The 26,747-nt window shown below is 59.4% G+C and carries 22 protein-coding genes; 12 read left to right on the top strand and 10 right to left on the bottom strand.

The window, feature by feature from the left end:
* The first annotated feature begins 26 nt into the window (after positions 1 to 26).
* The 3 genes from AC1DVF_RS24050 to AC1DVF_RS24040 all read left to right on the top strand — a co-directional run bounded on the left by AC1DVF_RS24050 (position 27) and on the right by AC1DVF_RS24040 (position 1,755).
* The gene (locus AC1DVF_RS24050) at positions 27 to 302 is read left to right on the top strand and encodes a hypothetical protein (RefSeq protein WP_093438074.1); all 276 of its coding nucleotides are present in this window, start codon (positions 27 to 29) and stop codon (positions 300 to 302) included.
* Between the two features lie 262 nt (positions 303 to 564).
* A complete protein-coding gene (locus AC1DVF_RS24045; RefSeq protein ID WP_477783246.1) occupies positions 565 to 1,143 on the top strand; it encodes a papain-like cysteine protease family protein in 579 nt (192 codons plus the stop codon).
* 12 nt (positions 1,144 to 1,155) lie between these two features.
* A complete protein-coding gene (locus tag AC1DVF_RS24040) occupies positions 1,156 to 1,755 on the top strand; it encodes a hypothetical protein (RefSeq protein WP_093438082.1) in 600 nt (199 codons plus the stop codon).
* A gap of 54 nt (positions 1,756 to 1,809) precedes the next feature.
* Here the strand turns inward: AC1DVF_RS24040 and AC1DVF_RS24035 are convergent, their stop codons facing one another.
* Positions 1,810 to 3,150 (bottom strand): DEAD/DEAH box helicase, encoded by a 1,341-nt coding sequence (locus AC1DVF_RS24035; protein ID WP_038358505.1) that lies wholly within the window; start codon positions 3,148 to 3,150, stop codon positions 1,810 to 1,812.
* A 191-nt stretch (positions 3,151 to 3,341) separates the two neighbouring features.
* Between AC1DVF_RS24035 and AC1DVF_RS24030 the strand changes: the two genes are divergently transcribed.
* Complete coding sequence (locus tag AC1DVF_RS24030) at positions 3,342 to 4,640, top strand: mechanosensitive ion channel family protein (protein ID WP_093438086.1); 1,299 nt, start codon at positions 3,342 to 3,344, stop codon at positions 4,638 to 4,640.
* A 106-nt stretch (positions 4,641 to 4,746) separates the two neighbouring features.
* Here AC1DVF_RS24030 and AC1DVF_RS24025 read toward each other — a convergent pair whose 3' ends face one another.
* The 3 genes from AC1DVF_RS24025 to AC1DVF_RS24015 form a co-directional block, all read right to left on the bottom strand.
* Positions 4,747 to 5,613, bottom strand: coding sequence for a carboxylate/amino acid/amine transporter (locus AC1DVF_RS24025; RefSeq protein ID WP_116254449.1), 867 nt, complete (start codon positions 5,611 to 5,613; stop codon positions 4,747 to 4,749).
* Between the two features lie 346 nt (positions 5,614 to 5,959).
* Positions 5,960 to 6,559, bottom strand: a complete 600-nt coding sequence (locus AC1DVF_RS24020) for an FMN-dependent NADH-azoreductase (RefSeq protein WP_099758291.1) — start codon at positions 6,557 to 6,559, stop codon at positions 5,960 to 5,962.
* A gap of 176 nt (positions 6,560 to 6,735) precedes the next feature.
* Positions 6,736 to 7,050 carry a hypothetical protein gene (locus AC1DVF_RS24015; RefSeq protein ID WP_016985956.1) on the bottom strand — a complete coding sequence of 105 codons (315 nt, stop codon included), beginning with the start codon at positions 7,048 to 7,050 and terminating at the stop codon, positions 6,736 to 6,738.
* 49 nt (positions 7,051 to 7,099) lie between these two features.
* Between AC1DVF_RS24015 and AC1DVF_RS24010 the strand changes: the two genes are divergently transcribed.
* The 5 genes from AC1DVF_RS24010 (at position 7,100) to aqpZ (ending at position 12,314) form a co-directional block, all read left to right on the top strand.
* Entirely contained in the window at positions 7,100 to 8,023 is a 924-nt protein-coding gene (locus AC1DVF_RS24010; protein ID WP_477783245.1) for a PA3225 family LysR-type transcriptional regulator, read from the top strand.
* Positions 8,024 to 8,037: 14 nt separating this feature from the next.
* The gene (locus AC1DVF_RS24005; RefSeq protein WP_477783244.1) at positions 8,038 to 8,841 is read left to right on the top strand and encodes an alpha/beta fold hydrolase; all 804 of its coding nucleotides are present in this window, start codon (positions 8,038 to 8,040) and stop codon (positions 8,839 to 8,841) included.
* Between the two features lie 3 nt (positions 8,842 to 8,844).
* The gene (locus AC1DVF_RS24000; RefSeq protein WP_093438104.1) at positions 8,845 to 9,402 is read left to right on the top strand and encodes a peptidylprolyl isomerase; all 558 of its coding nucleotides are present in this window, start codon (positions 8,845 to 8,847) and stop codon (positions 9,400 to 9,402) included.
* A 90-nt stretch (positions 9,403 to 9,492) separates the two neighbouring features.
* Positions 9,493 to 11,325, top strand: a complete 1,833-nt coding sequence (locus AC1DVF_RS23995; protein WP_414925674.1) for an ABC transporter ATP-binding protein — start codon at positions 9,493 to 9,495, stop codon at positions 11,323 to 11,325.
* Between the two features lie 296 nt (positions 11,326 to 11,621).
* Positions 11,622 to 12,314 (top strand): aquaporin Z, encoded by a 693-nt coding sequence (gene aqpZ, locus AC1DVF_RS23990; RefSeq protein ID WP_093438113.1) that lies wholly within the window; start codon positions 11,622 to 11,624, stop codon positions 12,312 to 12,314.
* Between the two features lie 116 nt (positions 12,315 to 12,430).
* On the opposite strand, the gene AC1DVF_RS23985 is transcribed toward aqpZ, so the two are convergent.
* Positions 12,431 to 13,555 (bottom strand): GNAT family N-acetyltransferase, encoded by a 1,125-nt coding sequence (locus tag AC1DVF_RS23985; protein ID WP_257357477.1) that lies wholly within the window; start codon positions 13,553 to 13,555, stop codon positions 12,431 to 12,433.
* A 282-nt stretch (positions 13,556 to 13,837) separates the two neighbouring features.
* Between AC1DVF_RS23985 and AC1DVF_RS23980 the strand changes: the two genes are divergently transcribed.
* Complete coding sequence (locus AC1DVF_RS23980) at positions 13,838 to 15,160, top strand: putative porin (protein ID WP_007914428.1); 1,323 nt, start codon at positions 13,838 to 13,840, stop codon at positions 15,158 to 15,160.
* Between the two features lie 143 nt (positions 15,161 to 15,303).
* Here AC1DVF_RS23980 and AC1DVF_RS23975 read toward each other — a convergent pair whose 3' ends face one another.
* From AC1DVF_RS23975 to aceK, 5 genes are all read right to left on the bottom strand, one after another.
* Positions 15,304 to 15,540 carry an anti-sigma factor family protein gene (locus AC1DVF_RS23975; RefSeq protein ID WP_093438121.1) on the bottom strand — a complete coding sequence of 79 codons (237 nt, stop codon included), beginning with the start codon at positions 15,538 to 15,540 and terminating at the stop codon, positions 15,304 to 15,306.
* Positions 15,534 to 16,145, bottom strand: a complete 612-nt coding sequence (locus tag AC1DVF_RS23970) for an RNA polymerase sigma factor (RefSeq protein WP_093438125.1) — start codon at positions 16,143 to 16,145, stop codon at positions 15,534 to 15,536. The genes AC1DVF_RS23975 and AC1DVF_RS23970 overlap by 7 nt, the downstream gene beginning before the upstream one ends.
* A gap of 137 nt (positions 16,146 to 16,282) precedes the next feature.
* Positions 16,283 to 17,404 carry a beta-ketoacyl-ACP synthase III gene (locus AC1DVF_RS23965; protein ID WP_093438130.1) on the bottom strand — a complete coding sequence of 374 codons (1,122 nt, stop codon included), beginning with the start codon at positions 17,402 to 17,404 and terminating at the stop codon, positions 16,283 to 16,285.
* A gap of 328 nt (positions 17,405 to 17,732) precedes the next feature.
* Entirely contained in the window at positions 17,733 to 21,644 is a 3,912-nt protein-coding gene (gene hrpA, locus AC1DVF_RS23960) for an ATP-dependent RNA helicase HrpA (RefSeq protein ID WP_093438135.1), read from the bottom strand.
* 292 nt (positions 21,645 to 21,936) lie between these two features.
* The gene (gene aceK, locus AC1DVF_RS23955; protein ID WP_099758286.1) at positions 21,937 to 23,658 is read right to left on the bottom strand and encodes a bifunctional isocitrate dehydrogenase kinase/phosphatase; all 1,722 of its coding nucleotides are present in this window, start codon (positions 23,656 to 23,658) and stop codon (positions 21,937 to 21,939) included.
* 398 nt (positions 23,659 to 24,056) lie between these two features.
* Between aceK and AC1DVF_RS23950 the strand changes: the two genes are divergently transcribed.
* Positions 24,057 to 25,682 carry a methyl-accepting chemotaxis protein gene (locus AC1DVF_RS23950; RefSeq protein WP_093438144.1) on the top strand — a complete coding sequence of 542 codons (1,626 nt, stop codon included), beginning with the start codon at positions 24,057 to 24,059 and terminating at the stop codon, positions 25,680 to 25,682.
* Between the two features lie 85 nt (positions 25,683 to 25,767).
* Complete coding sequence (locus AC1DVF_RS23945; RefSeq protein WP_093438149.1) at positions 25,768 to 26,676, top strand: DMT family transporter; 909 nt, start codon at positions 25,768 to 25,770, stop codon at positions 26,674 to 26,676.
* Positions 26,677 to 26,747: the final 71 nt, after the last annotated feature.

Here is a 26,747-nt window from a genome sequence, read left to right as displayed (position 1 = left end):
GCCTTAACCGGAACTGAGGCCTGCCCATGAAAACCCTGATCAAGCTCACCCTCGCCGCCACCTTGGCCTGCGCCCTGCCCGTCTGGGCCTGCACGCCGGAGGAAGCCACCGAAAAGCGCGAACAACTGGCCAAGGAAGTCGCCAAGCTCACCGAACAGAATCCGGCCAAGGCCAAGGAGATCAACGCCGAGTTGCAGAAGATGGATCTGGGCACGGCCAGTGCCGATCTGCCGGATAAATGTCAGTTGATTGATCAGCGGTTGAAAGAGTTGGGCACGGCGGAGAAAAAAGCGGAAAGCTAAAAGCCAGATCAAAAGATCGCAGCCTGCGGCAACTCCTACACCGATCCCTGTAGGAACTGCCGAAGGCTGCGATCTTTTGCTTATGAAAATGCATTAATGCATTTATTTATTTGCATTAGCGCATATCCACATCTACGGTTACATCGAGCAACGAGATCGGAACCCGCCATATGACATGGCAACCCGTGAACACCGATCGCTCGGCAACACCGCAACACCCACACAAGCTGGACGCTTGTTTTCACTCATGGAGGATTGAAAAATGTTAACAACAGCAGCAACACAATTCACCGGCGAATCACTGCCAAGGTGCCTAGCCGGTCACTTGCTCGACCCGCAGCTAGTCGAAGCCGCTGAACAGCTCAGCGCCCTCGCCGCCGGCAGCCTCAACTTCAATATGCAGAAACAGACCCAGACCAACTGGTGCTGGGCCGCCGTGTCCGCCTCGGTCGGTAACTATTACGGCACCGGCAACTGGACGCAATGCGGCGTGGCCAGCACTCAGCTCGATCGCAATTGCTGCAATCAGCCGGGGCCGTGCAACGTCTACGGCTATCTGGATTCCGCTCTGCAAACCACTCGCAGCTACAACGGCATGAATCAGGGCTCGCTGCAGATGTCGGCCATCCGTAACCAGATCAGCATGGGCCGCCCGGTCGGACTGCGCTGCGCCTGGTACGGCGGCGGTGCGCACTTCCTGACGATCTACGGCACCAACGGCGATTACGTATTGGTTGCAGACTCCATCTACGGCTATTCGACCCGCGCGCTGAACGCGTTCCCCCGCGCCTACAACGGCGGCGGCAACTGGACCCACACTTACTTCACCGTGAAAAACTAGGAGGGCGAGATCATGCAACTGACTTATCCAAAGGCGCCTTCCAACGGCGTACAGACCTTGCGCCCGGCGCTGCAAGCGGCACTGCAAACCCAAGGCTTTGGCGCCAATCGCCAGTTCGCCAATGCAGCACCTGCGAAGATCAGCCTCAGTGAGGCCTATCGCGGCTACTCACTGAATCTGGAAGACCTGAGCCACGGCAAAGGTCTGAAAGACGCACGAATCGGCGACTGGCATTACCTGGTGTTTGCCGACGGCGTGACGATTGCCGATGCGCAACTGGCCGAGGTGCGCGGGCATGTCGAATTCGCCTCGTTGAACCACGGCGATCACGCCGCCGCTACGGTGGCTGCGCTGAAACTGGCGGAACAAGCGCCGCAATTGCAGGGTAAAACCGTTGAGCTGCGCGTGCTGTTTGTCTCGGCACTGCACGTTGTCGCAATCTGGCTGCACGCCGACGGTGAGGACGTGCTGATCCCGATCGAGCCGACGCCGAAGGAGCTGGCGGTCACGCGGTTGTACAGCGAGGCAGCCTTGCTCGCAGCATTGAAGCCGGCGGCCGATCAAGCCAAACGGCGCTTTGATGCCGACACCAGTGGTCAGCTCGGCAACTGATGGACGAAAAAAACCCGGACACTGTCCGGGTTTTTTATGCACGCTTGAAACGCCTTACTCAGCCGCAGGCTCTGCTGGCTTGCGACGCTTGAGCGGTGCCATGCCGTCGCTGCTCACCAACGAGTCAGGCTTCGGACGATTGACGCTCTTGCGCTTGGTCGGCGTCTTGGCGGCAGTTTTCTTCTTGTCACCCTTGGCGTCGGTCTTTTTCTTCTTCACACCAACGGCTTTGCCCGAGGCCTTGACCTTTTTCGGTCCGCCGTAGGTGCCTTTGACTTCCTTGATGGTGCGGCGCTCGAAGCTCTGCTTCAGGTAGCGCTCGATGCTCGACATCAGGTTCCAGTCGCCGTGGCAGATCAACGAGATCGCCAGACCGTCGTTGCCGGCACGACCGGTACGGCCGATGCGGTGCACGTATTCGTCGCCGCTGCGTGGCATGTCGAAGTTGATCACCAGATCCAGGCCATCAACGTCCAGACCACGGGCCGCGACGTCGGTGGCGACCAGAATCTTCACGCCGCCCTGCTTCAGACGGTCGATCGCCAGTTTGCGATCCTTCTGGTCTTTCTCGCCGTGCAACACGAACGCTTTGTATTCCTGAGCCACGAGGCGGCCGTAGATGCGGTCGGCCATGGCGCGGGTGTTGGTGAAGACGATGGCCTTCTGGTAGGTCTCGTTGGCCAGCAGCCAGTTCACAATCTGCTCTTTGTGCTGATTGTGGTCGGCGGTGATGATCTGCTGACGGGTGGTCGAGTTCAGCTGGCTGACCGCGTTGAGCTGCAAGTGCTCAGGGTTGTTCAGTACCTTGCCGATCATCTCGCGCAGGCCGGAACCACCGGTGGTGGCCGAGAACAGCATGGTCTGCTGACGGTTCGGGCATTCGTCAACCAGACGCTGTACGTCTTCGGCGAAGCCCATGTCGAGCATGCGGTCAGCTTCGTCGAGCACCAGCACTTCGACTTCTTTGAGGTCGAGGTTGCCGGCGTTGAGTTGCTCGATCATCCGGCCCGGGGTGCCGATGAGGATGTCCGGCACTTTGCGCAGCATCGCGGCCTGGACCTTGAAGTCTTCACCGCCGGTGATCAGGCCGGACTTGATGAAAGTGAACTGCGAAAAGCGCTCAACTTCCTTCAGCGTCTGCTGGGCCAGCTCGCGAGTCGGCAGCAGGATCAGCGTCTTGATGCTGACGCGAACCTTGGCCGGGCCGATCAGGCGATTGAGGATTGGCAGTACGAAAGCGGCGGTTTTGCCGCTACCGGTTTGCGCCGTCACCCGCAGATCACGCCCTTGGAGCGCCAGCGGGATGGCCGCGGCTTGCACAGGCGTTGGCTCGACAAATTTCAGCTCGGCCACAGCTTTAAGCAGGCGTTCGTGCAGGGCGAATTGGGAAAACACGGGTGCTACCTCGAAGATATGCAAAAAAACAGCTGCATAGGTTACCGGTTTCGAGCGCTCAGGCCGAGTTTCTTTATACAAACGGACGTAATCAGTGGCTTTTTTGTTGCTCGATTTGTCTTCAACGGTAATACACGGCGTCTTAAATGCTCTAATCGCCCATCGCGTCTTACAGAAGAATCGTTGCTCATATGGATTTCAAACAGCTCTGGCACAACGCCCAAGACCTCTGGGGCACCCTCGAACAGCATCCGTTCTTGCAGGCTGGCCTCGCACTGACCGTGCTATTGGTCATCGCACTGGTGCTCGGACGAGTGGCGCGTTACCTGATCCTGCACGCCAGCCGCATGCTCGGACGCCAGCCGGCGTTGCACTGGATCAATGACTTTCGCCATAACAAGGTGTTTCAGCGTGTGGCGCAGATGACGCCATCGCTGGTCATCCAGTTCGGCCTGCATCTGGTGCCGGAACTGAACAAAACCGCGATGACCTTTCTCGGCAACGTCGCGTTGTCGTTCACCATTCTGTTCCTGCTGCTCTCGGTCAGCGCTCTGCTCAATGCCCTGCTCGACATCTATGCGCGTACCGAACATGCGCGTACACGTTCGATCAAAGGCTACGTGCAACTGGCAAAAATGGTCTTGTACGTATTCGGCGCGATCATCATCGTCGCCACATTGATCGACCGTTCGCCGCTGTTGCTGCTCTCCGGTCTGGGTGCAATGTCGGCGGTGATTCTGTTGGTCTACAAGGACACCCTGCTGTCGTTTGTCGCCAGTGTGCAGTTGACCAGCAACGACATGTTGCGCGTGGGTGACTGGATCGAGATGCCACAAGTCGGCGCCGACGGCGATGTGGTCGACATCACCCTGCACACGGTCAAGGTGCAGAACTTCGACAAGACCATCGTTTCGATCCCGACCTGGCGGCTGATGTCCGAGTCGTTCAAGAACTGGCGCGGCATGCAGCAGTCCGGCGGGCGGCGGATCAAGCGCAGCCTGTTCATCGACGCCAGCGGTGTGCGTTTCATCCGCGATGACGAAGAGGAAAAGCTCTCCCAGGTGCACCTGCTCACCGACTACATGAGCCGCAAAAAAGCCGAGCTCAAGGCATGGAACGAGGCGCAGGGCAATGTCGCGGCGATGTCGGCCAACCGCCGGCGCATGACCAACATCGGCACGTTTCGCGCCTATGCACTGGCGTATCTGAAGAGTCATCCGGAGATTCAGCCGAACATGACCTGCATGGTGCGGCAGATGCAGACCACGGCGCAGGGTATTCCGCTGGAGATTTACTGCTTCACCCGCACCACGGTGTGGGCCGATTACGAGCGGATTCAGGGCGATATTTTCGATTATCTGCTGGCGGTGTTGCCGGAGTTCGGGCTGAGTCTGTATCAACAGCCGAGTGGTGGGGATTTGCGCTCTGGCCTGCTGCCGGCGGTGCTCGGCGCGGCGAGCATTCCCGAACCACAGAAACACCTCATGTAACCCAAAGATCAAATGTGGGAGCGAGCCTGCTCGCGAATGCAATGTGTCAGTCGACCCATACTTATCTGACCCAGCGCCTTCGCGAGCAGGCTCGCTCCCACAGGGGTTATGCAGCGACCGTTTTTTTTCGGATGCCCAGTCGGCTGATCCATACGGCGGCAAGGATGACGCTGCCACCGAGGAACAATCTTCCAAGTTCCTCATGCTGATTCCAGATCAGCAGATTCAGCAGCAACCCCACCGGCACATGCAGGTTGTTCATCACCGCCAACGTGCCGCCGTTGACCATGCACGCGCCCTTGTTCCACCAGTACATGCCCAACGCGGTCGAGACCAGGCCGAGGAACAGCAACACGCCCCACTGCAACGGCGCTTCCGGGAGGAAATTGGCTTTGCCGAACATCAGGAATGCCGGCAACACCACCGCCAACGCGCCGAGGTAGAAGAAGCCGAAACGCCGATAGTGCGGTAGATCGCTCGGGTGTTTCGCCACCAGATGCTTGTACATCACCTGCCCGGCGGCGTAGGTGAAGTTGGCCAGTTGCAGCAGCAGGAAGCCCATGAAGAAGTCCGGGCTGATGCTGTCGAAACGAATCACCGCCGCCCCGCCCACCGCGACCAGCGCGGCAATCAGCGCCCACGGATTGAAGCGCCGGTTCAGGGCGTCTTCGATCAACGTCACGTGCAGCGGCGTGAGGATGGTGAACAGCAACACTTCCGGCACCGTCAGCACGCGGAAGCTCAGGTAGAGGCAGACGTAAGTTACGCCAAACTGCAAGGCGCCGATCATCAGCATGCCGCGCATGAACGAAGGTTCGACCGAGCGCCAGCGGGTCAACGGAATGAACACCAGCCCGGCCAGCACGACGCGCACCAGCACCGCGAAATAACTGTCAACGTGACCGGCCAGGTATTCGCCGATCAGACTGAAGGAAAACGCCTGGATCAGCGTGACAAAAAGTAGATAGCCCATGCTCGCCCCTAATTTGAATGGCGGCGACGATAGCGGTTTTTGCGCCAGACCGCGAACCCTCGAACAACACAAATCCCCTGTAGGAGTGAGCCTGCTCGCGATGGCGGTTGTTCAGACACATCAGCATTGACTGACACACCGCTATCGCGAGCAGGCTCACTCCTACAAGGGAAATTGCGTTGTTCATCAAATCGCAGACAAAAAAAAGCCCGATCTCGCTAATGCGTTCAATCGGGCTACAGCACTCAGGAGCAACAAGTGCAAAGGGAGGTTCGATGCGCGTAGAGCCTTGAAGGGGTTGCGCCAGGTCACTTAAACAATCGGCGATTATCTGGGGATTAACCTATCAAGCGACCTGGGACAGCTTGGCATTGGCCTGATTCAGGCCCTTCTCCTGAAAGTCGCCACCGAGGTTCATGCCCTCGGCGTGAATGAACGTCACGTCGTTGATGCCGATGAAGCCCATGACCTGACGCAGGTACGGTTCCTGATGGTCGGCCGGGCCGCCGGCGTAGATGCCGCCGCGAGCGGTGAGCACGTAGGCACGTTTGCCGCTGAGCAGGCCTTGGGGGCCGGTTTCGGTGTACTTGAAGGTCACGCCGGCACGCAGCACGTGGTCGAGCCAGGCCTTGAGGGTGCTCGGGATGGCGAAGTTGTACATCGGCGCGGCCATCACCAGTACGTCGGCGGCGAGCAACTCATCGGTCAATTCGTTGGAACGATCCAGCGACGATTGCTCGTTGGCGTTGCGCTGATCGGCAGGCTTCATCCAGCCACCCAACAGATTGCTGTCCAGGTGTGGCACCGGGTTCACGGCGAGGTCACGCACAGTGATCTGATCGTTGGGATGCGCTGCTTTCCACTGACTGATGAAAGTCTGGGTCAGTTGACGGGAAACCGAGTCTTGCTGGCGGGCGCTGCTTTCGATGATCAGAACGCGGGACATGGTGTGTAGCCTCCATCCGAGAATGTTGTAGGTCGATGGAGTGAAGGTTAAACAGAGTCGAATCGATGAAAAAGCGCAAATAATTGCTGCAAAGCATCGAATAATTCGTTTAGATGCTGACACACATCTGACACACCGCTATCGCGAGCAGGCTCACTCCTACAAGGGATCGACCGTTATTTCGGGGTGCAGGTCAGTTTGATGCGCAGCTTGATGATCTCGCGGGTGAACTTGGCCGTGGCGTTTTTATGTTTGCCGGCTGCCACTTCGATGTTGCGGGTGCGCGGCGCCTCGGGTCCATTGGTGAAGACGGCCTTGCACACTGCGTCGACATCACCGTAGTTGGCCACCCGAATCGAGCCGATGTCGTTATCGGTATCGAAGGTCTCGTAATCGATCTTCATGCCGTTGAGATCCTTCTGCACATCGATCGGATAAGCAAAAGCGGTCAGCGGCAGCAGCGCCAGCAGCACACAACAGAATTTTTTCATTCGGCAGTCTCCATGAGGGACGGCCAGCTTAGGACAAGAGGAGCTATTGATGAAAGCGCCCCGCGTGACCCTTGATCAATGGCGAACATTGCAGGCCGTGGTCGACCACGGCGGATTCGCCCAGGCCGCCGAGGCCCTGCACCGTTCGCAATCGTCGGTGAGTTACACCGTCGCCCGCATGCAGGACCAGCTCGGCGTGCCGTTGCTGCGCATCGACGGGCGTAAAGCCGTGCTCACCGAAGCCGGCGGTGTGTTGCTGCGCCGCTCGCGGCAACTGGTGAAACAGGCCAGTCAACTGGAAGACCTCGCCCATCACATGGAGCAAGGTTGGGAAGCCGAAGTGCGGCTGGTGGTCGATGCAGCCTATCCAAGCGCACGCATCGTCCGCGCGCTGACCGCGTTCATGCCGCAGAGTCGTGGCTGCCGCGTGCGTCTGCGTGAGGAAGTATTGTCGGGTGTCGAGGAGGTGCTGCTCGAAGGCGTGGCCGATCTGGCCATTACTGGCCTGAGCATTCCCGGTTACCTCGGCGCGGAATTGAGCGACGTAGAGTTTGTCGCCGTCGCCCACCCCGATCACCCGCTGCACCGGCTCAACCGTGAGCTGAGCTTTCAGGATCTGGAAACCCAGATGCAAGTGGTGATCCGCGACTCCGGCCGCCAGCAACCACGGGATGTCGGCTGGCTCGGCGCCGAACAGCGCTGGACCGTTGGCAGCCTCGCCACAGCGGCGACGTTCGTCAGTAGCGGCCTCGGTTTTGCCTGGCTGCCTCGCCACATGATTGAACGAGAGCTGAAGGATGGCACGCTCAAGCTGCTACCGTTGGACAGGGGCGGCAACCGCAACTCCAGCTTCTATCTGTATTCGAACAAGGACAAACCCTTGGGCCCGGCCACGCAAATCCTCATCGAACTGCTGCGCACCTTCGACACTTTGCCGCTGGACGCCCCGTTCGCCGCCCCTGAACAAGCCTGACACGGAGTTCACCGATGGCGTATTTCGAGCACGAAGGTTGCAACCTGCACTACGAGGAATATGGCCACGGTGCGCCGTTGCTGCTGGTTCACGGGCTCGGTTCGAGCACGCTGGATTGGGAAATGCAGATCCCGGCGCTGGCCGCGCACTATCGGGTGATCGTCCCGGATGTTCGGGGCCACGGGCGTTCGGACAAACCGCGCGAGCGCTACAGCATCGCCGGTTTCAGCAACGACCTGCTGGCGTTGATCGAGCACTTGAACCTCGGCCCGGTGCATTACGTCGGGCTGTCGATGGGCGGCATGATCGGCTTCCAGTTCGGCGTCGATCATCCGCAAATGCTCAAGAGCCTGACCATCGTCAACAGTGCGCCCGAGGTCAAAATCCGCAGCCGCGACGACTACTGGCAGTGGTTCAAACGCTGGAGCCTGATGCGCGTACTCAGCCTTTCGACCATCGGCAAAGCCCTCGGCGGTAAACTTTTTCCGAAACCGGAACAGGCGGATCTGCGACAGAAAATGGCCGAACGCTGGGCAAAAAACGACAAACGTGCTTATCTCGCCAGCTTCGATGCGATTGTTGGCTGGGGCGTTCAGGAACGACTTTCCCGAGTGTCCTGTCCAACGCTCGTCATCAGCGCCGACCGTGACTACACACCGGTGGCACTGAAAGAAACCTATGTAAAACTGCTGCCGAATGCGCGGCTGGTGGTGATCGCCGATTCGCGCCACGCCACCCCGCTCGATCAACCCGAACGTTTCAATCAAACGCTGCTGGAGTTCCTCGCCGCAGCCGATATTCAATCTCAGGATCACTGACCCATGTTGAAAAAACTCGCCCTCGCCGCTGGTACTGTGCTGTTTGCCGCCAACCTGATGGCTGCCACGCCAACCAAGGCACCGCATGTGCTGCTGGACACCACCAACGGCCAGATCGAAATCGAACTGGATCCGGTCAAGGCACCGATCAGCACCAAGAACTTTCTCGATTACGTCAACAGCGGCTTCTACAACAACACGATTTTCCACCGTGTGATCCCGGGCTTTATGGTCCAGGGCGGTGGTTTCACTCAACAGATGCAGCAGAAAGAAACCAAGGCTCCAATCAAGAACGAACACAAAAACGGTCTGGCTAACGTTCGTGGCACCTTGTCCATGGCTCGCACTTCCGTACCTGATTCGGCGACCAGCCAGTTCTTCATCAACGTCAAGGACAACGACTTCCTCGACCAGGGCGATGGCTACGCAGTATTCGGCAAAGTGGTCAAAGGCATGGACGTGGTCGACATCATCGTCAACTCGCCGACCACCACCAAACAAGGCATGCAAAATGTGCCTTCCGACCCTGTCTTCATCAAGTCGGCCAAAGTCATCGACTAAGCTGTACAGGGCGTATCGAGCGGCGCTGGCCTGATCCCGCGCGCCGCTCACACCGATAAAAGGAGAGCCCGTTCCCCGGGCGGTTATCTGATGCTCTATCGCCGTTTCGAACAACTGATCGACGTGTTCCGCGACGCCCCCACGGCATCCCCGCCGGATCGCGTGCTGCCCTTCTACACCTATTACCTGAAGCAGGTCTGGCCGAGTTTTGCCGCCCTGCTCACCGTCGGACTGTTCGGCGCCTTGATCGAAGTGGCGTTGTTCAGCTACCTCAGTCGCATCATTGACCTCGCCCAAGGTGCACCGAATCCGAATTTCTTTCAGGAGCATGGCCTGGAATTGGCCTGGATGGCCGTGGTCGCGCTGATCTTGCGCCCGGTCTTTGTCGGCCTGCACGACCTGCTGGTGCACCAGACCCTGAGCCCGAGCATGACCAGCATGATCCGCTGGCAGAACCACAGCTACGTGCTCAAGCAGAGCCTTAACTTTTTCCAGAATGACTTCGCTGGTCGTATCGCCCAACGCATCATGCAGACGGGCAACTCGCTACGTGACTCTGCGGTGCAAGCAGTGGATGCGTTGTGGCATGTGCTGATCTACGCGATCAGCTCGCTGGTGCTGTTCGCCGAGGCGGACTGGCGCCTGATGATTCCGTTGCTGACGTGGATCGCCGCTTACATTGGCGCGCTCTGTTACTTCGTGCCGCGGGTCAAGGAGCGCTCGGTGGTGTCCTCCGATGCACGCTCCAAACTGATGGGGCGGATCGTCGATGGTTACACCAATATCGCCACCCTGAAGTTGTTCGCCCATACCAATTACGAGCAGCAATACGCCCGCGAAGCAATCGAAGAACAAACCGAAAAAGCCCAACTGGCAGGCCGCGTTGTGACCAGCATGGACATCGCCATTACCACCATGAACGGCCTGTTGATCGTCGGCACCACAGGCCTGGCCTTGTGGCTGTGGACGCAGTCGCTGATCACTGTCGGGGCGATTGCCCTGGCCACCGGTCTGGTGATTCGCATCGTCAACATGTCCGGCTGGATCATGTGGGTGGTCACCGGCATTTTCGAAAACATCGGCATGGTCCAGGACGGCTTACAGACCATTTCGCAACCGGTCAGCGTCACCGATCACGAGCAAGCCAAACCGCTGGACGTGGCCCGTGGCGAAGTGCGTTTCGAGCACGTGGATTTTCACTACGGCAAGAAGCGCGGGATCATCGGCGATCTCAATCTGAACATCAAACCGGGTGAGAAAATCGGTTTGATCGGGCCATCCGGCGCCGGCAAATCGACGCTGGTCAATCTATTGCTGCGCCTGTACGACGTCGAGGGTGGGCGGATTCTGATTGATGGCCAGAACATCGCCGAAGTCGGTCAGGAAAGCCTGCGTGCACGGATCGGCATGATCACCCAGGACACCTCGCTGCTACACCGTTCGATCCGCGACAACTTGCTGTACGGCAAACCGGATGCGACCGATGCCGAGTTATGGGACGCGGTGCACAAAGCGCGCGCCGATGAGTTCATTCCGCTGCTGTCGGACGCCGAAGGGCGCACCGGGTTTGACGCGCACGTCGGTGAGCGCGGGGTGAAACTGTCCGGCGGCCAACGCCAGCGCATCGCGATTGCGCGAGTGTTGCTCAAGGACGCGCCGATCCTGATCATGGACGAAGCGACCTCGGCACTGGATTCGGAAGTCGAGGCGGCGATCCAGGAAAGCCTGGAAACCCTGATGCAGGGCAAAACTGTCATCGCGATTGCGCACCGACTCTCGACCATTGCCCGTATGGATCGGCTGGTGGTGCTGGAGAACGGCAAGATTGCCGAGAGCGGCACCCATGCCGAGCTGTTGGCCCATCGCGGTTTGTATGCACGACTTTGGGCGCACCAGACCGGAGGGTTTGTCGGCATAGATTGATGCACTGGACTTCCCTGTGGGAGCGAGCTTGCTCGCGAAAGCGTCGTATCAGTCGCCACTTGCGTTGCTGATCCACCGCTTTCGCGAGCAAGCTCGCTCCCACAATGGACATGCAACAGCTCACAAGGCCGCCACAGCCCGCAAACCAAGGGCGCTGGCGGTTTTTTTGTGGCTGCTGGAAATCCGCAGAAAGCCTGCTGTACTCAGCCAAGGTTTCGGTACGAAACCTGTCGTAAATCTGCAGGGATGCACAACTCGATGCAGTCTCGATAGCAGGGCTATCAAGGACGCCTCTCATGTCTCTGTTCAAACGTTCAGTCACTGAGTTGTTGGGTACGTTCTGGTTAGTATTGGGTGGTTGCGGCAGCGCGGTGATCGCCGCGTCTTCACCGTTGGGAATCGGGGTGCTGGGGGTGGCCCTGGCGTTTGGTCTGACGGTGCTGACCATGGCATTCGCCATCGGTCACATCAGCGGATGTCACCTAAACCCGGCCGTGTCGGTCGGTCTGTTCGTCGGCGGTCGGTTTCCGGCCAAAGAGTTGCCCGCCTACATCATCGCGCAGGTGCTTGGCGCGATTCTCGCGGCGGCGCTGATCGCGCATATCGCCAGCGGCAAGGAGGGTTTCGATATCGCTGCAGGCCTCGCTTCCAATGGTTATGGTGAGCATTCGCCGGGGAAGTATTCCATGGCGGCAGGGTTTGTGACCGAGCTGGTGATGACGGCGATGTTCGTGATCATCATTCTGGGCGCGACCGATAGACGCGCACCACCGGGGCTGGCACCGATCGCCATCGGCCTGGGCCTGACGCTGATTCACCTGATCTCGATTCCCGTCACCAACACCTCGGTGAACCCGGCCCGTAGCACGGGACCGGCACTGATGGTCGGCGGCTGGGCAATTGCGCAGTTATGGATGTTCTGGGTCGCACCGTTGATTGGCGCGGTGGTCGGTGGCGGGATCTATCGCTGGTTGGGCAAAGAAGAGTAGCCAAGGCATACACAAAACAAATGTGGGAGCGAGCTTGCTCGCGAAGGCGGTGTGTCAGCTGATATCCATGTCACTGCAACACCGCTTTCGCGAGCAAGCTCGCTCCCACAAGGGATCTAGGTTTGGCGATAAGGCAACGCGGTTTTCGCTTCTTCGGCATAAGCGAGGACGCCGGCGCGTTCCTGTTTCAGGAAATCCTTAACCGCCGCTTTCAACCCCGGATGACGCAAGTAATGCCATGAATGGGTGATCACCGGCTCGAAGCCACGAATCAACTTGTGCTCGCCCTGAGCGCCAGCATCGAAACGCTGATAACCCTGCGCGATCGCGTAATCCATGCCCTGATAAAAACAGGTCTCAAAGTGCAGTCGATCAAACTCTGCCAGACAGCCCCAATAGCGCCCGTAGAAACTGTCGCCACCGACCAGACTGAAGGCCATCGCCACCGGCCGTGAGCCTTGTTTGGCCAGTACCACGCGAATCGCCTCGGGCATCCGTTCGGCCAGCAGACTGAAAAACTCCCGCGTCAGATACGGCGTCTGGCGCCGCACCGCATAGGTGTTGGCGTAACAAGCGTAGACAAAATCCCACTGCGCCTCGTCCAGCTCGCGCCCCTCCAGCCATTCAAACGCAAAGCCCTGCCCCGCCACTTGCTCGCGTTCCTTGCGCATCTGTTTGCGCTTGCGCGAACTGAGTACGTCGAGGAAATCCTGAAAGTCGCGATACCCGCGATTCTGCCAGTGATATTGACAGCCAATACGTTGCAGCCAGCCTGGTTGCTCGGCCATTGCAGCGTCGGTGAAAGGATCCGTGAAGTTGATGTGCGCGCTGGAAAGCCCTTCGATTTCCAGGTAACCGGGCAGGCTCTTGAGCAGCTCGAAACCGTCTTCGACATTGGCCGCCAACAAGCGCGGGCCGCTGACCGGGCTGAACGGCACGGCGCTCAACAGCTTGGGGTAGTAATCGATGCCGGCGCGGGCGCAGGCGTCGGCCCAGCCATGATCGAACACGTACTCGCCGTAGGAATGCCACTTGCGATAACTGGGCAGTGCGGCGATCAGTCGATCATCTTCAATATGCAGCAAATGCTCAGGTTGCCAGCCGGTGTGAGGGCCAACGCTGCCACTGTCTTCCAGTGCACTGAGAAAAGCGTGGCGCAGAAATGGCTGGCTTTCAGGCACCAGCGCATCCCAGGTTGCCGGAGCGATTTGCGACAGGTTTTGCAGGCATTGCAACGGCATCGACAGCTCTCCACAACAAGACTTCAGCGCCCGGCGAGTATCGCCGATTGCGTGGCATTGCACACCCGCAATCGGCCGACAGCGCTCTAGATCAATAGTTCAGGACAAATCGATATCGTCATCAACCTGCCATCACTGTGCCACTGCTCTGTCATAAACCATCGCGATACTGGCGCCTGTTTTTAGAGCGCCGGGTTCTACCCGGACACTGTTTTCCGACGCTCGAATCGTCGGTTGTGCCCCGGATGGTTGTGCCATCCCCTCTCATCTTCGGAGATTGCTATGCGTCTTGCTTCCACGAAAACTGCGGCGGCCCTGTGCGGTGGCTTGTTGCTGGCCATGAGTGTTCCGGCCAGTGCTGCAGTCGACGCCAAACTGCTCGACATGCTCAAGGCTAACGGTTCCATTTCCCAGGCGCAGTACATCGAACTGCAAACTGAACTGGCCAAGGATCAGAAGGCTCAGCAAATCGCGCAGCAGGCGCAGCAAGAGACCAACGAACAAGTCGCCGCTGTTGCGAAGAAAACCAACGAACAAAGCGTCTTCGACCAGAAACTCGCCTGGGCAGCCAAGACCCAATTCAAGGGCGATGTGCGTATCCGTCAGGAGACCATCAAGATCGACGGCGAACCGAACAACGGTGGCCGCGACAAGGACCGTCAGCGCATCCGCGCCCGTCTGGGTGCCTACACCGAGATCAACCCCCAAGTCGACACCGGTATCCGTATCGCCACCGGCGGCGGCGATGATGCCCGTTCGACCAACCAGGACCAGGACAACTACTTCGACAAGAAGCAGATCTGGCTGGATCTGGGCTACATCGACTACCACCCTGACCAGATCAAGAACCTGCACATCATCGGCGGCAAGATGCTCCAGCCGTGGGTCAGCATGGGCGACGTGATCTGGGATAGCGACATCAACCCGGAAGGTCTGGCCGTTACCTACAAATACCCGTTGGGCAGCAGCGCCGAACTGTTCGGCAGCCTGGGTAACTACAACCTCAAGGACAACGTTGACGGCGATGGCGTGCAATTCCGTCACGACCTGCGTCTGACCGCCGGCCAGTTGGGTAGCCGCTTCAACATCACTGACAACTTGAAAGTGACTCTGGGCGGTAGTGTCTATGCCTACCAGAACGACGAAGACAGCCGCTGCACCGGCACGTCCACTCCGTGCGCACTGGCGGTCAACGGCAACTCGGCCAACAACGAATTCCGTCTGTATGAAGGCTTCAGCCAGGTCGACATCGGCGGCCTGCCGATGCCATTGTCGTTCTACGGTCAGTACGTGAAGAACAACGATGCCGTGACCGATCAGGACACTGCGTGGCTGTTGGGTGCCAAGTCGAAAGTCTTCGGCCTGAACCTCGATTACAACTATCGTGACGTGCAGCGCAACGCCGTAGTCGGCGCTTTCACCGACTCCGATTTCGCCAACGGCACCACCGGTTCCCGTGGCCACAAGTTCAAGGTCGGTTACGACATCGACAAGAACTTCGCTATCGGTGCCACGTACTTCCTGACCAAGGCTGACTTCGCCAGCCGTACCCAGCGTGACGCTGACGCCAACACCTTGCAGCTGGACGCGGAAGCCAAGTTCTAAGAAAACAGCTACAAGCTTCGAGCGACAAGCCGCAAGTCACAGCTCCCCTTGCGATTTGCCGATCGAAGCTGATTTTCCTGCAGCCCGGTGCAGTTACAGCGATCCCCATCATCCGTTCGCTGGCGCTGCACCGGGCTGTGTTTTTACGGGCTATCGTCCCGCCTCTGCGTAGCCAGACGCTCAGCCAGCGCGTCCACACCCTCTTCCGGTTTCTCCGGCATCGCCTTCAAGGTCGCTTGCATCAAACGCATCTGACGAATGAAACGCCGACAGTTCGGGCAAAACATCAGGTGATGGCGCACCATCAGTTTTTCACGAAAGCTCAATTGGCCATCGAGATAATCGCTGGAGCGCGCCACTTGTTCCTTACAGGTCAGCATTCCCCTGTCTCCTCAAAATGCTCCACGGTCGCGAAGACTTTCAGCCGCGCACGATGCAGCAGCACACGGACATTGGAGAGCGAGATCTCCAGAAGATTACAGATCTCCTCCAGCTCCAGCCCTTGGCGTTCGCGCAACAACAAAACGCTGCTTTGCAGTTCCGACAGGTTCAGCAGAGTGTGCTCCAGACAGTCACGCAATTCACCTTCGGTCAGCAAGGCTTCCGGGGTGTCCTGATGCCAGGCGAACGGGGCAACCAGCCAATGGCCGTCACCGGGAGAAAAGCGGTCATCGTCGATCGTGCCATGGGGTGACGGCAGATCATCCATCAACACTTCCCGGCGATTTTGTTTATAACGGCTTTTGGCCGAGTTGGCCGTGATGGTCAACAGCCAGGTCTTGAGACTGGAGCGGCCTTCGAAGCTGGCGATGTGGCGCACCACCGACAACCAGGCGTCCTGCACCACTTCTTCGACATGACGCTGGCCGACAATCGCATACGCCACGGCGCGCATAGCGCTCTGATACGTCGTCACCAGTTCCTTGAAAGCCTTTTGCTCACCCGCCAGCAGGCGCGCAAGCAGTTGGGTGTCGTCAGCCGCCATCCAAAAATCTCCTTGTGCCGATTCCGAAAATGATAGCGGCAGGTCTTCACCTGCCGCCATTTCCGAAAAATTACAGCGTTTGAGCCGATTCGGATGTAGGAAAGGTCGGCGCGATCAGGTGGAAATTAAACCGATTTTCAACGCTTGCGCAGAATCACGCTACCGATCGAATAGCCTGCACCGAACGAACTCAACACCGCCAGCGAACCGGCAGCCAGATCATCCTGATACTTGTGGAAAGCAATCACAGAACCCGCCGAGCTGGTGTTGGCGTAGGTGTCGAGAATCACCGGGGCTTCTTCTTCAGTGGCTTCGCGACCCAGCAACTTGCGCACGATCAGGTGATTCATGCTCAGGTTGGCCTGGTGCAGCCAGAAGCGCTTCACGTCGCCGACGTTGAGCTGGTTCTCTTGCAGATGTTCGCCGATCAGCTCGGCAACCATCGGGCAGACATCCTTGAACACCTTGCGGCCTTCCTGCACGAACAGTTTGTCGCGGGCACCAATGCCCTCTTCCGCCGCGCGGTTGAGGAAACCGAAGTTGTTGCGGATGTTGTTGGAGAACTTGGTCAGCAGCTTGGTGCTGACCACATCGAACTGGTGTTTGGACGTCGCGGTCTCAGCGCGCTCGATGATCACTGCAGTCGCCGCATCGCCGAAGATGAAGTGGCTGTCGCGGTCACGGAAGTTCAGGTGACCGGTGCAGACTTCCGGGTTGACCATCAGGATCGCCCGGGCCTGGCCCAGTTGCACGCTGTTGGCGGCGGCCTGGATGCCGAAAGTCGCCGAGGAGCAGGCCACGTTCATGTCGAAACCGAAACCCTGAATGCCCAGGGCTTCCTGGACTTCGATGGCGATGGCCGGGTAGGCGCGCTGCAGGTTGGAACAGGCAACGATCACGCCGTCGATGTCGGCAGCAGTTTTGCCGGCACGTTGCAGGGCCTGTTCGGCAGCGCCGATAGCCATCTGGCAAAGCACCGACCATTCGTCGTTGGAACGCTCCGGCAGACGCGGGGCCATGCGTTGCGGATCGAGGATGCCGTCCTTGTCCATGACAAAGCGGCTCTTGATGCCTGAAGCTTTTTCGATGAACGCGGCGCTGGATTCGGTCAGGGCCTGGACTTCGCCGCGGGCAATGGCCTCGGCGTTGTCGGCGTTGAACTGGGCGACGTAGGCGTTGAAAGACTGCACCAGCTCTTCATTGGAGATGCTGTTGGCCGGGGTGTACAGGCCGGTGCCGCTGATGACGACGTTATGCATGGTCGTTTCTCTAATCTGTTCAGGCAGAAAGTGCTGGAACCGTCGTACCAACACACAAAGGGTCTATTCCCATCCGGGGGACGCAAACCTGGCATCGCTTTATTCCGTCGCGCGAACCGGGCGAAGGCTCTGGGTCGCGAAACCGGCGTTTATGGTGGCGAAGTTTGCCATAAACGCGGGGTTTTGGCGCCTTTCTCAAGCACAACCCAAATCCCAATGTGGGAGCGAGCCTGCTCAGGATTGCGGTCTGTCTGCCAGTGGCAAGGTGACTGACACACCGCAATCGCGAGCAGGCTCACTCCTACAAGGGACTGCATATGCCTCTAGGTCAGGGCTCGACCTGGGTCCACTGCTTGTTCAGGCGTTTGTCGGAAATCGGTACTTTCGTCCCCAACTGCTGGGCGAACAGCGACACCCGGTATTCCTCCAGCCACCAGCGATACAGCTCAAGCTGCGGATCGCGTTTGCCTTCCTGAGCATGTTTCGCCGCGCGAGTCTGGTATTGCCCCCAGAGGCCGGCGAGTTCGCCGCTCCAGACGCGATCCTTCTGCACCTGCGCGCCGAGCTTTTCGAAGCGCTGCTCGACCGCTTTCAGGTAACGCGGCAACTCCTTAAGCCACTGCATCGGCGTTTCGCGGACAAACCCCGGATACACCAGACTGTTGATTTGCTGCTTGATGTCATTGAGCGCCACAGCCTGGGCCAGATCGATCTTGCCCTTGAAGCGCTTTTGCAGGCTGTGCCACAGCTTGAGAATTTCCAGCGTCAGGCGCGCCACGCGTTCGGCGTGTTCAGTCCAGTTGCCGCGTTTGCGCTCGGCCAGTGCCGCCAAACCGGCGCCGTCGCGGGGCAACGGGTCTTCGCCTTCGAGAATGCAGCTGTCGAGGCTCGCCAGCAGAATATCTTCAACCAGCGCATCAACCCGGCCCAACTCGCGATAGAGCAAGCCCAGCTCAGTCTGCCCCGGCAACTTGCCACGCAGGAACTTGGCCGGCTCCGCCAGTTGCTGCATCAACAACCGCTGCAAGGCGCGACGATGCTGGAATTCGGCCTCGGCCGGGGTCGAGAAGCGCCCTTCCTTGACCGTGCCGCCCTCTTCAACCAGCGCCGGATATACCGTCATCGACAGCCCGGCGATCTTCTGCTGAGTCTTCTCCGCGACCGGCGCGAAGACCTTGGCCTCCACCGGTTGCTGACTTTTCGCACTCTGCGGCACCGCCAGCGCGGCCTGACTGGCTTCGGCAAACCGTGCGGTCAGCTCGGCCAGATCGCGACCTTCGCCGAGGAATTTGCCTTGGCCGTCGACAATTTCCAGGTTCATCCGCAGATGCCCCTCGACGCCTTGCTCGGCTTCGGCCCACGCCTCGTCACTGACCCGCGCGCCAGTCATGCGCAGCAGTTCGCGACCGAGCGCTTGCGGCAACGAACCCTCGGCAAAGGTCATGCGTTGCAGCGCGGCTTTGATGAAGTCCGGCACCGGCACAAAGTTCTTGCGCAAGGCCTTCGGCAGGTTGCGCACAAGGGCGATGCACTTGGCCTCGATCATCCCCGGCACCAGCCATTCCAGGCGTTCCGGTGGCAGCATCGGCAACAGCGGGGCCGGCACGCGCAGGGTCACGCCGTCGCGCGGATGATTGGGCTCGAAGTGATAAGTCAGCGCCAGTTCCAGATCGCCGATGTGCAGCGTGTCCGGGTAATCCCGCGCGGTGACTTCACTGGCTTCGCGGGCCAGCACGTCTTCTTCGCGCATGATCAACAACTGCGGATTCTTCTGGCTGTTGATGCGGTACCAACTGTCGAAGGTCGCGGTCTGGTGAATCTCCGCCGGCAACCGCGCGTCGTAGAACGCGTACAGGGTTTCTTCATCCGCGAGAATGTCGCGACGACGGGCCTTGGCTTCCAGTTCGTCGAGCTGTTCGAGCAACTGTTGGTTGGCGGTCAGGCACTTGGCTTTCGATTGAATCTCGCCACGCACCAAGCCTTCGCGAATGAACAACTCGCGAGAAACCACGGGATCCACCGGACCGTAATGCACCGGCCGGCGGCCGACCACGATCAGCCCGAACAGAGTGATCTGCTCGTAGGCCACGACCTGGCCGCGCTTCTTTTCCCAATGCGGTTCGAAGTGGTTTTTCTTGATCAGGTGCCCGGCCAGCGGCTCGATCCAGTCGGCGTCGATCTTGGCGACCATGCGTGCATAAAGCTTGGTGGTTTCCACCAGTTCGGCGGTCATCAGCCACTGCGGGCGCTTCTTGCCGATGCCCGACGACGGATGAATCCAGAAACGTCGCTGACGCGCGCCGAGGTAATCGCCATCCTCGGTTTTCTGACCGATCTGGCTAAGCAACCCGACCAGCACCGCTTTGTGCAGTTTCGGGTAATCCGCCGGCTCCTTGTTGAGGCTCAGCTGCATGTCGCGGCAGATCAGGCTCAACTGCCGATGCGAGTCGCGCCACTCGCGCAGACGCAGATAGTTGAGGAAATTCTTCCGGCACCAGTTACGCAACGGGCTGGCAGTCAGCGCCTGGCGCTGCTCTTCAAAACCGCGCCACAGATTGACCAGTCCGGCGAAGTCCGAATCGGTATCCTTCCATTGCGCGTGGGCCTGATCGGCAGCTTGCTGACGCTCCGGCGGCCGCTCGCGCGGGTCTTGAATCGACATCGCACTGGCGACGATCAGCACTTCCTGCAAACTGCCGAGCTTGGCTGCTTCAAGCAGCATACGGCCCATGCGCGGGTCGACCGGCAGGCGCGCCAGTTGGCGACCGAGTGGCGTCAGCTGACTGTTGCGGTCAACCGCCGAGAGTTCTTGCAGCAGGTTGAAACCGTCGCTGATCGCCTTGCCATCCGGCGGCTCGATGAACGGGAATGCGGTGATCTCGCCGAGACGCAGATGCAGCATCTGCAGAATCACGGCAGCGAGGTTGGTGCGCAGAATCTCTGGATCGGTGAATTCCGGGCGCCCGTTAAAATCTTCTTCGCTGTACAACCGAATGCAGATACCCGGCTCGACCCGACCGCAGCGACCTTTACGCTGATTGGCGCTGGCTTGGGAAATCGCCTCGATCGGCAGACGCTGGACCTTGGCACGGTAGCTGTAGCGGCTGATGCGCGCGGTGCCGCTGTCGATCACGTAACGGATGCCCGGCACAGTCAACGAGGTCTCGGCAACGTTGGTCGCCAGCACCACGCGACGGCCCGGGTGCGACTGGAAAATCCGCTGCTGCTCGGCCGGCGACAAGCGCGCGTACAGCGGCAGGATTTCCGTGTGTTTGAGTTGCGCCTTGCGCAGCATGTCGGCGGCGTCGCGAATCTCGCGCTCGCCGGGCAGGAATACCAGCACGTCTCCCGGACTGCGGCGTTCGCTGCGCTCGTAAGCGGCGATTTCGTCAAGGGTCGCGAGGATCGCTTGATCCACCGTCAGGTCATCCTCGACGCGGTTGCCCTCTTCGTCCTGCTCCAGGGTCAGCGGGCGATACCAGGTGTCCACCGGGAAGGTGCGGCCGGAGACTTCGACAATTGGCGCATCGTCGAAGTGCTTGGAGAAGCGCTCCAGATCGATGGTCGCCGAAGTGATGATGACTTTCAGGTCCGGGCGACGCGGCAGCAGGGTTTTCAGGTAGCCGAGCAGGAAGTCGATGTTGAGGCTGCGTTCGTGGGCTTCGTCGACGATGATCGTGTCGTAGCGTTCGAGGTAGCGATCGTTCTGGGTTTCCGCCAGCAGAATACCGTCGGTCATCAGCTTGATCAGGGTGTTGGAATCGCTTTGATCCTCGAAACGCACCTGATAGCCGACCAGCGCACCAAGTGGCGTAGCGAGTTCTTCGGCGACCCGGCTGGCGACGCTGCGTGCAGCGATTCGACGCGGTTGGGTGTGGCCGATCAGACCGTGCTGGCCGCGACCGATTTCCAGACAGATTTTTGGCAACTGGGTGGTTTTACCCGAGCCGGTTTCGCCGGCGATGATCAGCACCTGGTGTTTTTCCAGCGCCTTCTTGATCTCGTCGCGCTTGGCCGCAATCGGCAGACTGTCGTCGTAACGAATCACCGGCAGGCTGGCACGGCGGGCCAGTACCTGATCGCAGGACGCCTGCATGCGCGTCACCCATTGGGCCAGTTTGGCCTCGTCGGGTTTCTTGCGCAGCTCAAGCAACTGCCGCCGCAGCCGGTGACGGTCGGCGAGCATGGCGTGATCGAGGTTCTTCAGCAGTTTGTCGATGGAGGGCGATTCGTCGGTCATCGGGTAGGCAATTCGGTCGTCTATTTATGCAGGGGGCGGATTGTCGCAGATTTGGCGGATTTGTGGCGTGTCAGGGGGATTGCTGCCCTCACCCTAGCCCTCTCCCAAAGGGAGAGGGGACCGACCGAGTCAACTTTGCCAGCTTCGCCGACCTGAACGCGCATCACCGAATCCACAATCGCCAAGCTCTTTCAGGTCGGTGTTTGGCGCAAGACACCTCGGTCGGCCCCCCCTCCCTACGGGCGGTCCGACGTTTCGGGAGGGCTGGGGTGAGGGTGTTTTTTTAAAAGAGCTACTCGTTATCGAGACCTTTACGCCGATACGGGAAAACATCGATGACCTTCCCCGCCCGAATCGCCTCCTGCAAGCCCTTCCAGTAATCGGCGTTATACAACTCGCCATGCAACTGATCGAACAACTTGCGCTGCCCCGAATCGGCAAACAGAAACGGCGGAAACTCCTCGGGAAAGACATCCAGCGGCCCGATCGAATACCACGGCTCCGAGGCCATTTCATCCTCCGGTGTGCGCGGTTGCGGGATGTGGCGGAAGTTGGCTTCGGTCAGGAAGCAGATTTCGTCGTAGTCATAAAACACCACGCGCCCGTGGCGAGTGACGCCAAAGTTCTTCAGCAGCATGTCACCGGGAAAGATGTTCGCCGCCGCCAGTTGCTTGATCGCCAAGCCGTAATCCTCCAGCGCCTCACGCACCTGCGCATCGTTGGCGTTTTCCAGATAGAGGTTGAGCGGGGTCATCCGCCGCTCGGTCCAGCAGTGACGGATCAACACCGTGTCGCCCTCGACCGACACCGTCGACGGCGCCACCTCCAGCAGCTCCTCCAGGCACGCCGGATCAAACTTGCTCAGCGGAAAACGGAAATCGGCGAACTCCTGGGTATCAGCCATGCGCCCTACCCGGTCGACGCTTTTCACCAGTCGGTACTTCTCGATCACCGTGGCGCGGTCGACGTTTTTCGACGGCGAGAAACGGTCCTTGATGATCTTGAACACGGTGTTGAAGCCCGGCAGCGTAAACACGCTCATGACCATGCCGCGCACACCCGGCGCCATGATGAACTGATCATCGGTGTTGGCCAGGTGATTGATCAGCGCGCGGTAAAACTCGGATTTGCCGTGCTTGTAGAAGCCGATTGAGGTGTACAACTCGGCAATGTGCTTGCCCGGCAGAATGCGTCGCAGGAAGCCGATGAACTCCGCCGGCACCGGTACATCGACCATGAAATACGAACGGGTGAACGAGAAGATAATCGATACATCGGCTTCGTCGGTGATCAACGCGTCGATCTGAATCCCGCGCCCCTCTCGATGCAACAGCGGGATCACCAGCGGCCATTGCTCGTCGCGGGTGTAGATGCGTCCAACCAGATAGGCGCCCTTGTTGCGGTACAACACCGAGGAAAACAGCTCGACGCTCAGCTCCGGATCCTTGCACACCCAGTCCGGCAGGTTCTCACGCAGTTGCGCTTCGAGGCGACGCAGGTCACCCGGCAGATCGGCGTAATCCTCGCTGAAGCGATAGTCGGCAAAAATGCTCGCGAGCATCCCCGACAACTGCCCCTGCGGTTTGTAGGTGCGGGTTTGCGCGGCGCGGGCTCGGCGCAGGCTCGGGCGGGTGGTGTGGATGAACATGCAGCCGTCGCTGATCAGGTCGTGGCTGAACAGCCCGCAGAAAATCGAGTTGTACCAGGTCTCGGACAACTCATCATCGAAGCGCAGGTCGATGACGCTGATGTAGGCACTTTTCACCAACGGCCAGCAGCTGACGTTCATCAGCGTTTCATCATCGAAGTATTCGCGCAGGCGAGCGATGGTTTCGCTGACCTTTTCTTCGTAGAGATTGATCCGTGCCGCCGACGCCGTTTGCGTCTCCTGCCAGCGCGCCTGCTCGAAGCGCTCCCGGGCGCCGTCGGTGATTCGCCGGAAATGCTCGCGGTAATCGTCAAAGCCATCGAGGATCATGCGGGCGATATCGGTGGCTGGCCATTGCTGCGGCATAGATAAGACCTCGGGGTGCGTGGGGAAATCTGTGCCTGAGCTTAGCCACGCAAGCGTGTGCGCGTGAAGTGCAATTTCTGCCAATCCGCGTCAGGGTTGTACAGCGACACAGTTTTTAGCAAAGTTTTTTTAATCGACCGTTCGGTCAGTTAATCACCTTGATGGTCCTTCTGGCCGCCCTGCGCCAGGCCGCGAATTCTCTGGACTTCGGATCCAATACTGATCAAACGCGTCTAGCTCGTGGCTTTACTGCAAATGCGCTTACCGACGGCAACGCTTCCAGATTGGTCTTACCAAAATAGTGGCACTTTGATATACAGCCCACCATTCCCCCCTTCATAACAAGATCCTCGCTGACGAGGACGACCTCCCCCCCTCAAAGATCAAGGAGCACACTGATGTCTATCCGGAATCTGCGCATAGGTTTGCGCGCCAGTTTGAGCTTTGCCGTTTTGGCCGGTCTGCTGGTGGTGGTCGGCCTGTTCGGTCTGGGCCAGATGAAAACCCTGCGCGAGAGTGCAACAGTGATTGAAGAATCGTGGATGCCAAGCATCGAGAGCATCCATGACACGGCGGCGAACATCGCCAGCATCCGTCTTGAATCCTTGCGCCTGATCACCAGCACCCAGTCTGCTGTGCGCGACAGAAGCAAAGGCCTCATCAAGGCGCAGCGCGAAGAACTGCTCAAGCGCCTCGCCGATCACAAAGCCCTGCTCACCAGCGAAGAAGAACGGCTGATGCTCGACGGTTTGAATGCCAACACCGCCAAGTACATGAGCATTCTCGAACAGATCATCGGCCAGATCGACGCCGGGCAAAGTGAGCAGGCCTACACGCGGCTTAACAATGAACTGGCGCCACAGGGAACGCTGCTCGACAAAACCCTCGAGCAGATGATCGCGTTCAATCAGCAAGGTGCCGACGCCGCCGCAGATGCCGCCGCAGCGATGTACCAACGGGCATTGTGGATCGTCGCGACCATCATCGTGGTTGCCCTGATTGCCACGCTGCTGCTGGCCTGGCAACTGACACGCAGCATCACCACCCCGATCAATCAGGCCCTGAATGTGGCGCGGCGCATTGCTGCCGGCGACCTCAGCGGCGAGATCGTCAGCACCGGTAAAGATGAGGCTGCGCATTTGCTCAACGCCTTGGCCGAGATGCAGGGCAATCTGCGCTCGACCATTCGCGGCATCAGCGAATCGGCGCAGCAGTTGGCTTCCGCGGCCGAGGAAATGAGTTCGGTGATGGAGCAAAGCACTCGCGGCCTGCAACAGCAGAACGATCAGATCGAACAAGCCGCCACCGCAGTGACCGAGATGAGCACCGCGGTGGACGAAGTCGCGGCCAACGCGGTGTCCAGCGCCGAGGCGTCTGCCGCGTCGAACGAGGACAGCAAGCACGGTCATGTGCAGGTCAGCGAAACCATCAGCTCGATTCAAGAACTGGTCGACGCCGTACTGGGCGCCTCAGCACAAGCTGAAGGCCTGGCCACGCAGGCACAGGACATCAGCAAAGTGCTGGAAGTGATTCGCGGGATTGCCGGACAGACCAACCTGCTGGCGCTCAATGCGGCGATCGAAGCGGCCCGCGCCGGTGAAGCCGGGCGCGGTTTCGCGGTGGTGGCCGATGAAGTGCGCTCGCTGGCACAACGCACGCAAAATTCCACTGAAGAAATCGAGCTGATGATCAGCAGCATCCAGCAAGGTACGGGGTCGACCGTGGGCGCGCTGCAGAGCAGTGCCGAACAGGCTGGCCAGACGTTGCGTCGGGCCAACAGCGCAGGTCAGGCGCTGGAGAAAATCACCGCGTCGATCTCGCAGATCAACCAGCGCAATCTGGTAATCGCCAGTGCAGCCGAGCAACAGGCCTTGGTCGCTCGCGAGGTCGATCAGAATCTGGTGACCATCCGCGACCTCTCGACCCAGACCGCCGCTGGCGCCACCCAGACCTCGGCCGCAAGCCAGGAGCTGTCGCGTCTGGCCGTCGACTTGAACGGCCTGGTCACACGCTTTGTGATCTGAACGAACAGTTGCATGCCCGATTAGCGGTTGCCTTCGGCAGGGCGCTCGGCAACACTCTCGTCCCGATCAAGGAAGGAGACCCGCCGTGAGCCCTGTCGATATTTTCCGTATGTTGTCGCTGGCGGCCATCTGGGGCGCGAGTTTTCTGTTCATGCGCATTATTGCGCCGGTGATCGGCACGATCCCGACCGGATTCTTTCGCGTGTCGATTGCGGCCCTTGGCCTGCTGGTGATCCTCGGGCTGATGCGCGTACGCTGGGATTTCAAAGGCAAACTGAAAACCGTGATGCTGCTGGGTGTGATCAACTCGGGGATTCCGGCGACGCTGTATTCGGTCGCGGCCCAGGTGTTACCGGCCGGCTACTCGGCGATTTTCAATGCCACCACGCCGTTGATGGGCGTGCTGATTGGCGGGTTGTTCTTCAGTGAAAAACTCACCGCAGCCAAACTGGGTGGGGTGTTCCTCGGCCTGTTCGGCGTTGGCGTGCTGACCCGCGCCGGCCCGGTGGCGTTCGACTTGCAACTGTTGATGGGCGCCCTCGCCTGTTTGCTGGCGACCACTTGTTATGGTTTTGCCGGTTTCCTCGCACGGCGCTGGCTGGATCAGGCTGGTGGTCTGGACAGTCGCCTGTCGGCGCTGGGCAGCATGCTCGGTGCGACGTTGTTTCTGTTGCCGTTGTTTGGATATAGCGTGATCACCGCACCGCCGGCCAGTTGGGGTGGCTGGAATGTCTGGCTGTCGCTGTTGGGCCTGGGTCTTGGCTGCACGGCGTTTGCCTACATCATTTATTTCCGCCTGCTCAGTTCGATCGGGCCGGTGAAGTCGATGACCGTGACCTTCATGATTCCGCCATTCGGCGTGCTGTGGGGGGCGTTGCTGCTGGATGAGCCGTTGTCGATGGCGCACATTTATGGCGGGGTGTTGATTGCGCTGGCGTTGTGGCTGGTGTTGAAGCCGGCGGTGGTGAAACCGGCTGAGGCGCCGGCCCGATAAATTTGTGCGGTTGCCGAAAAGGCCATCGCGAGCAGGCTCACTCCTACAATTGGAATGCGCTCCCCTGTAGG

Source organism: Pseudomonas sp. P4_D7 (genome assembly GCF_056401755.1).
This window is presented reverse-complemented; position numbering and strand designations above follow the sequence as displayed.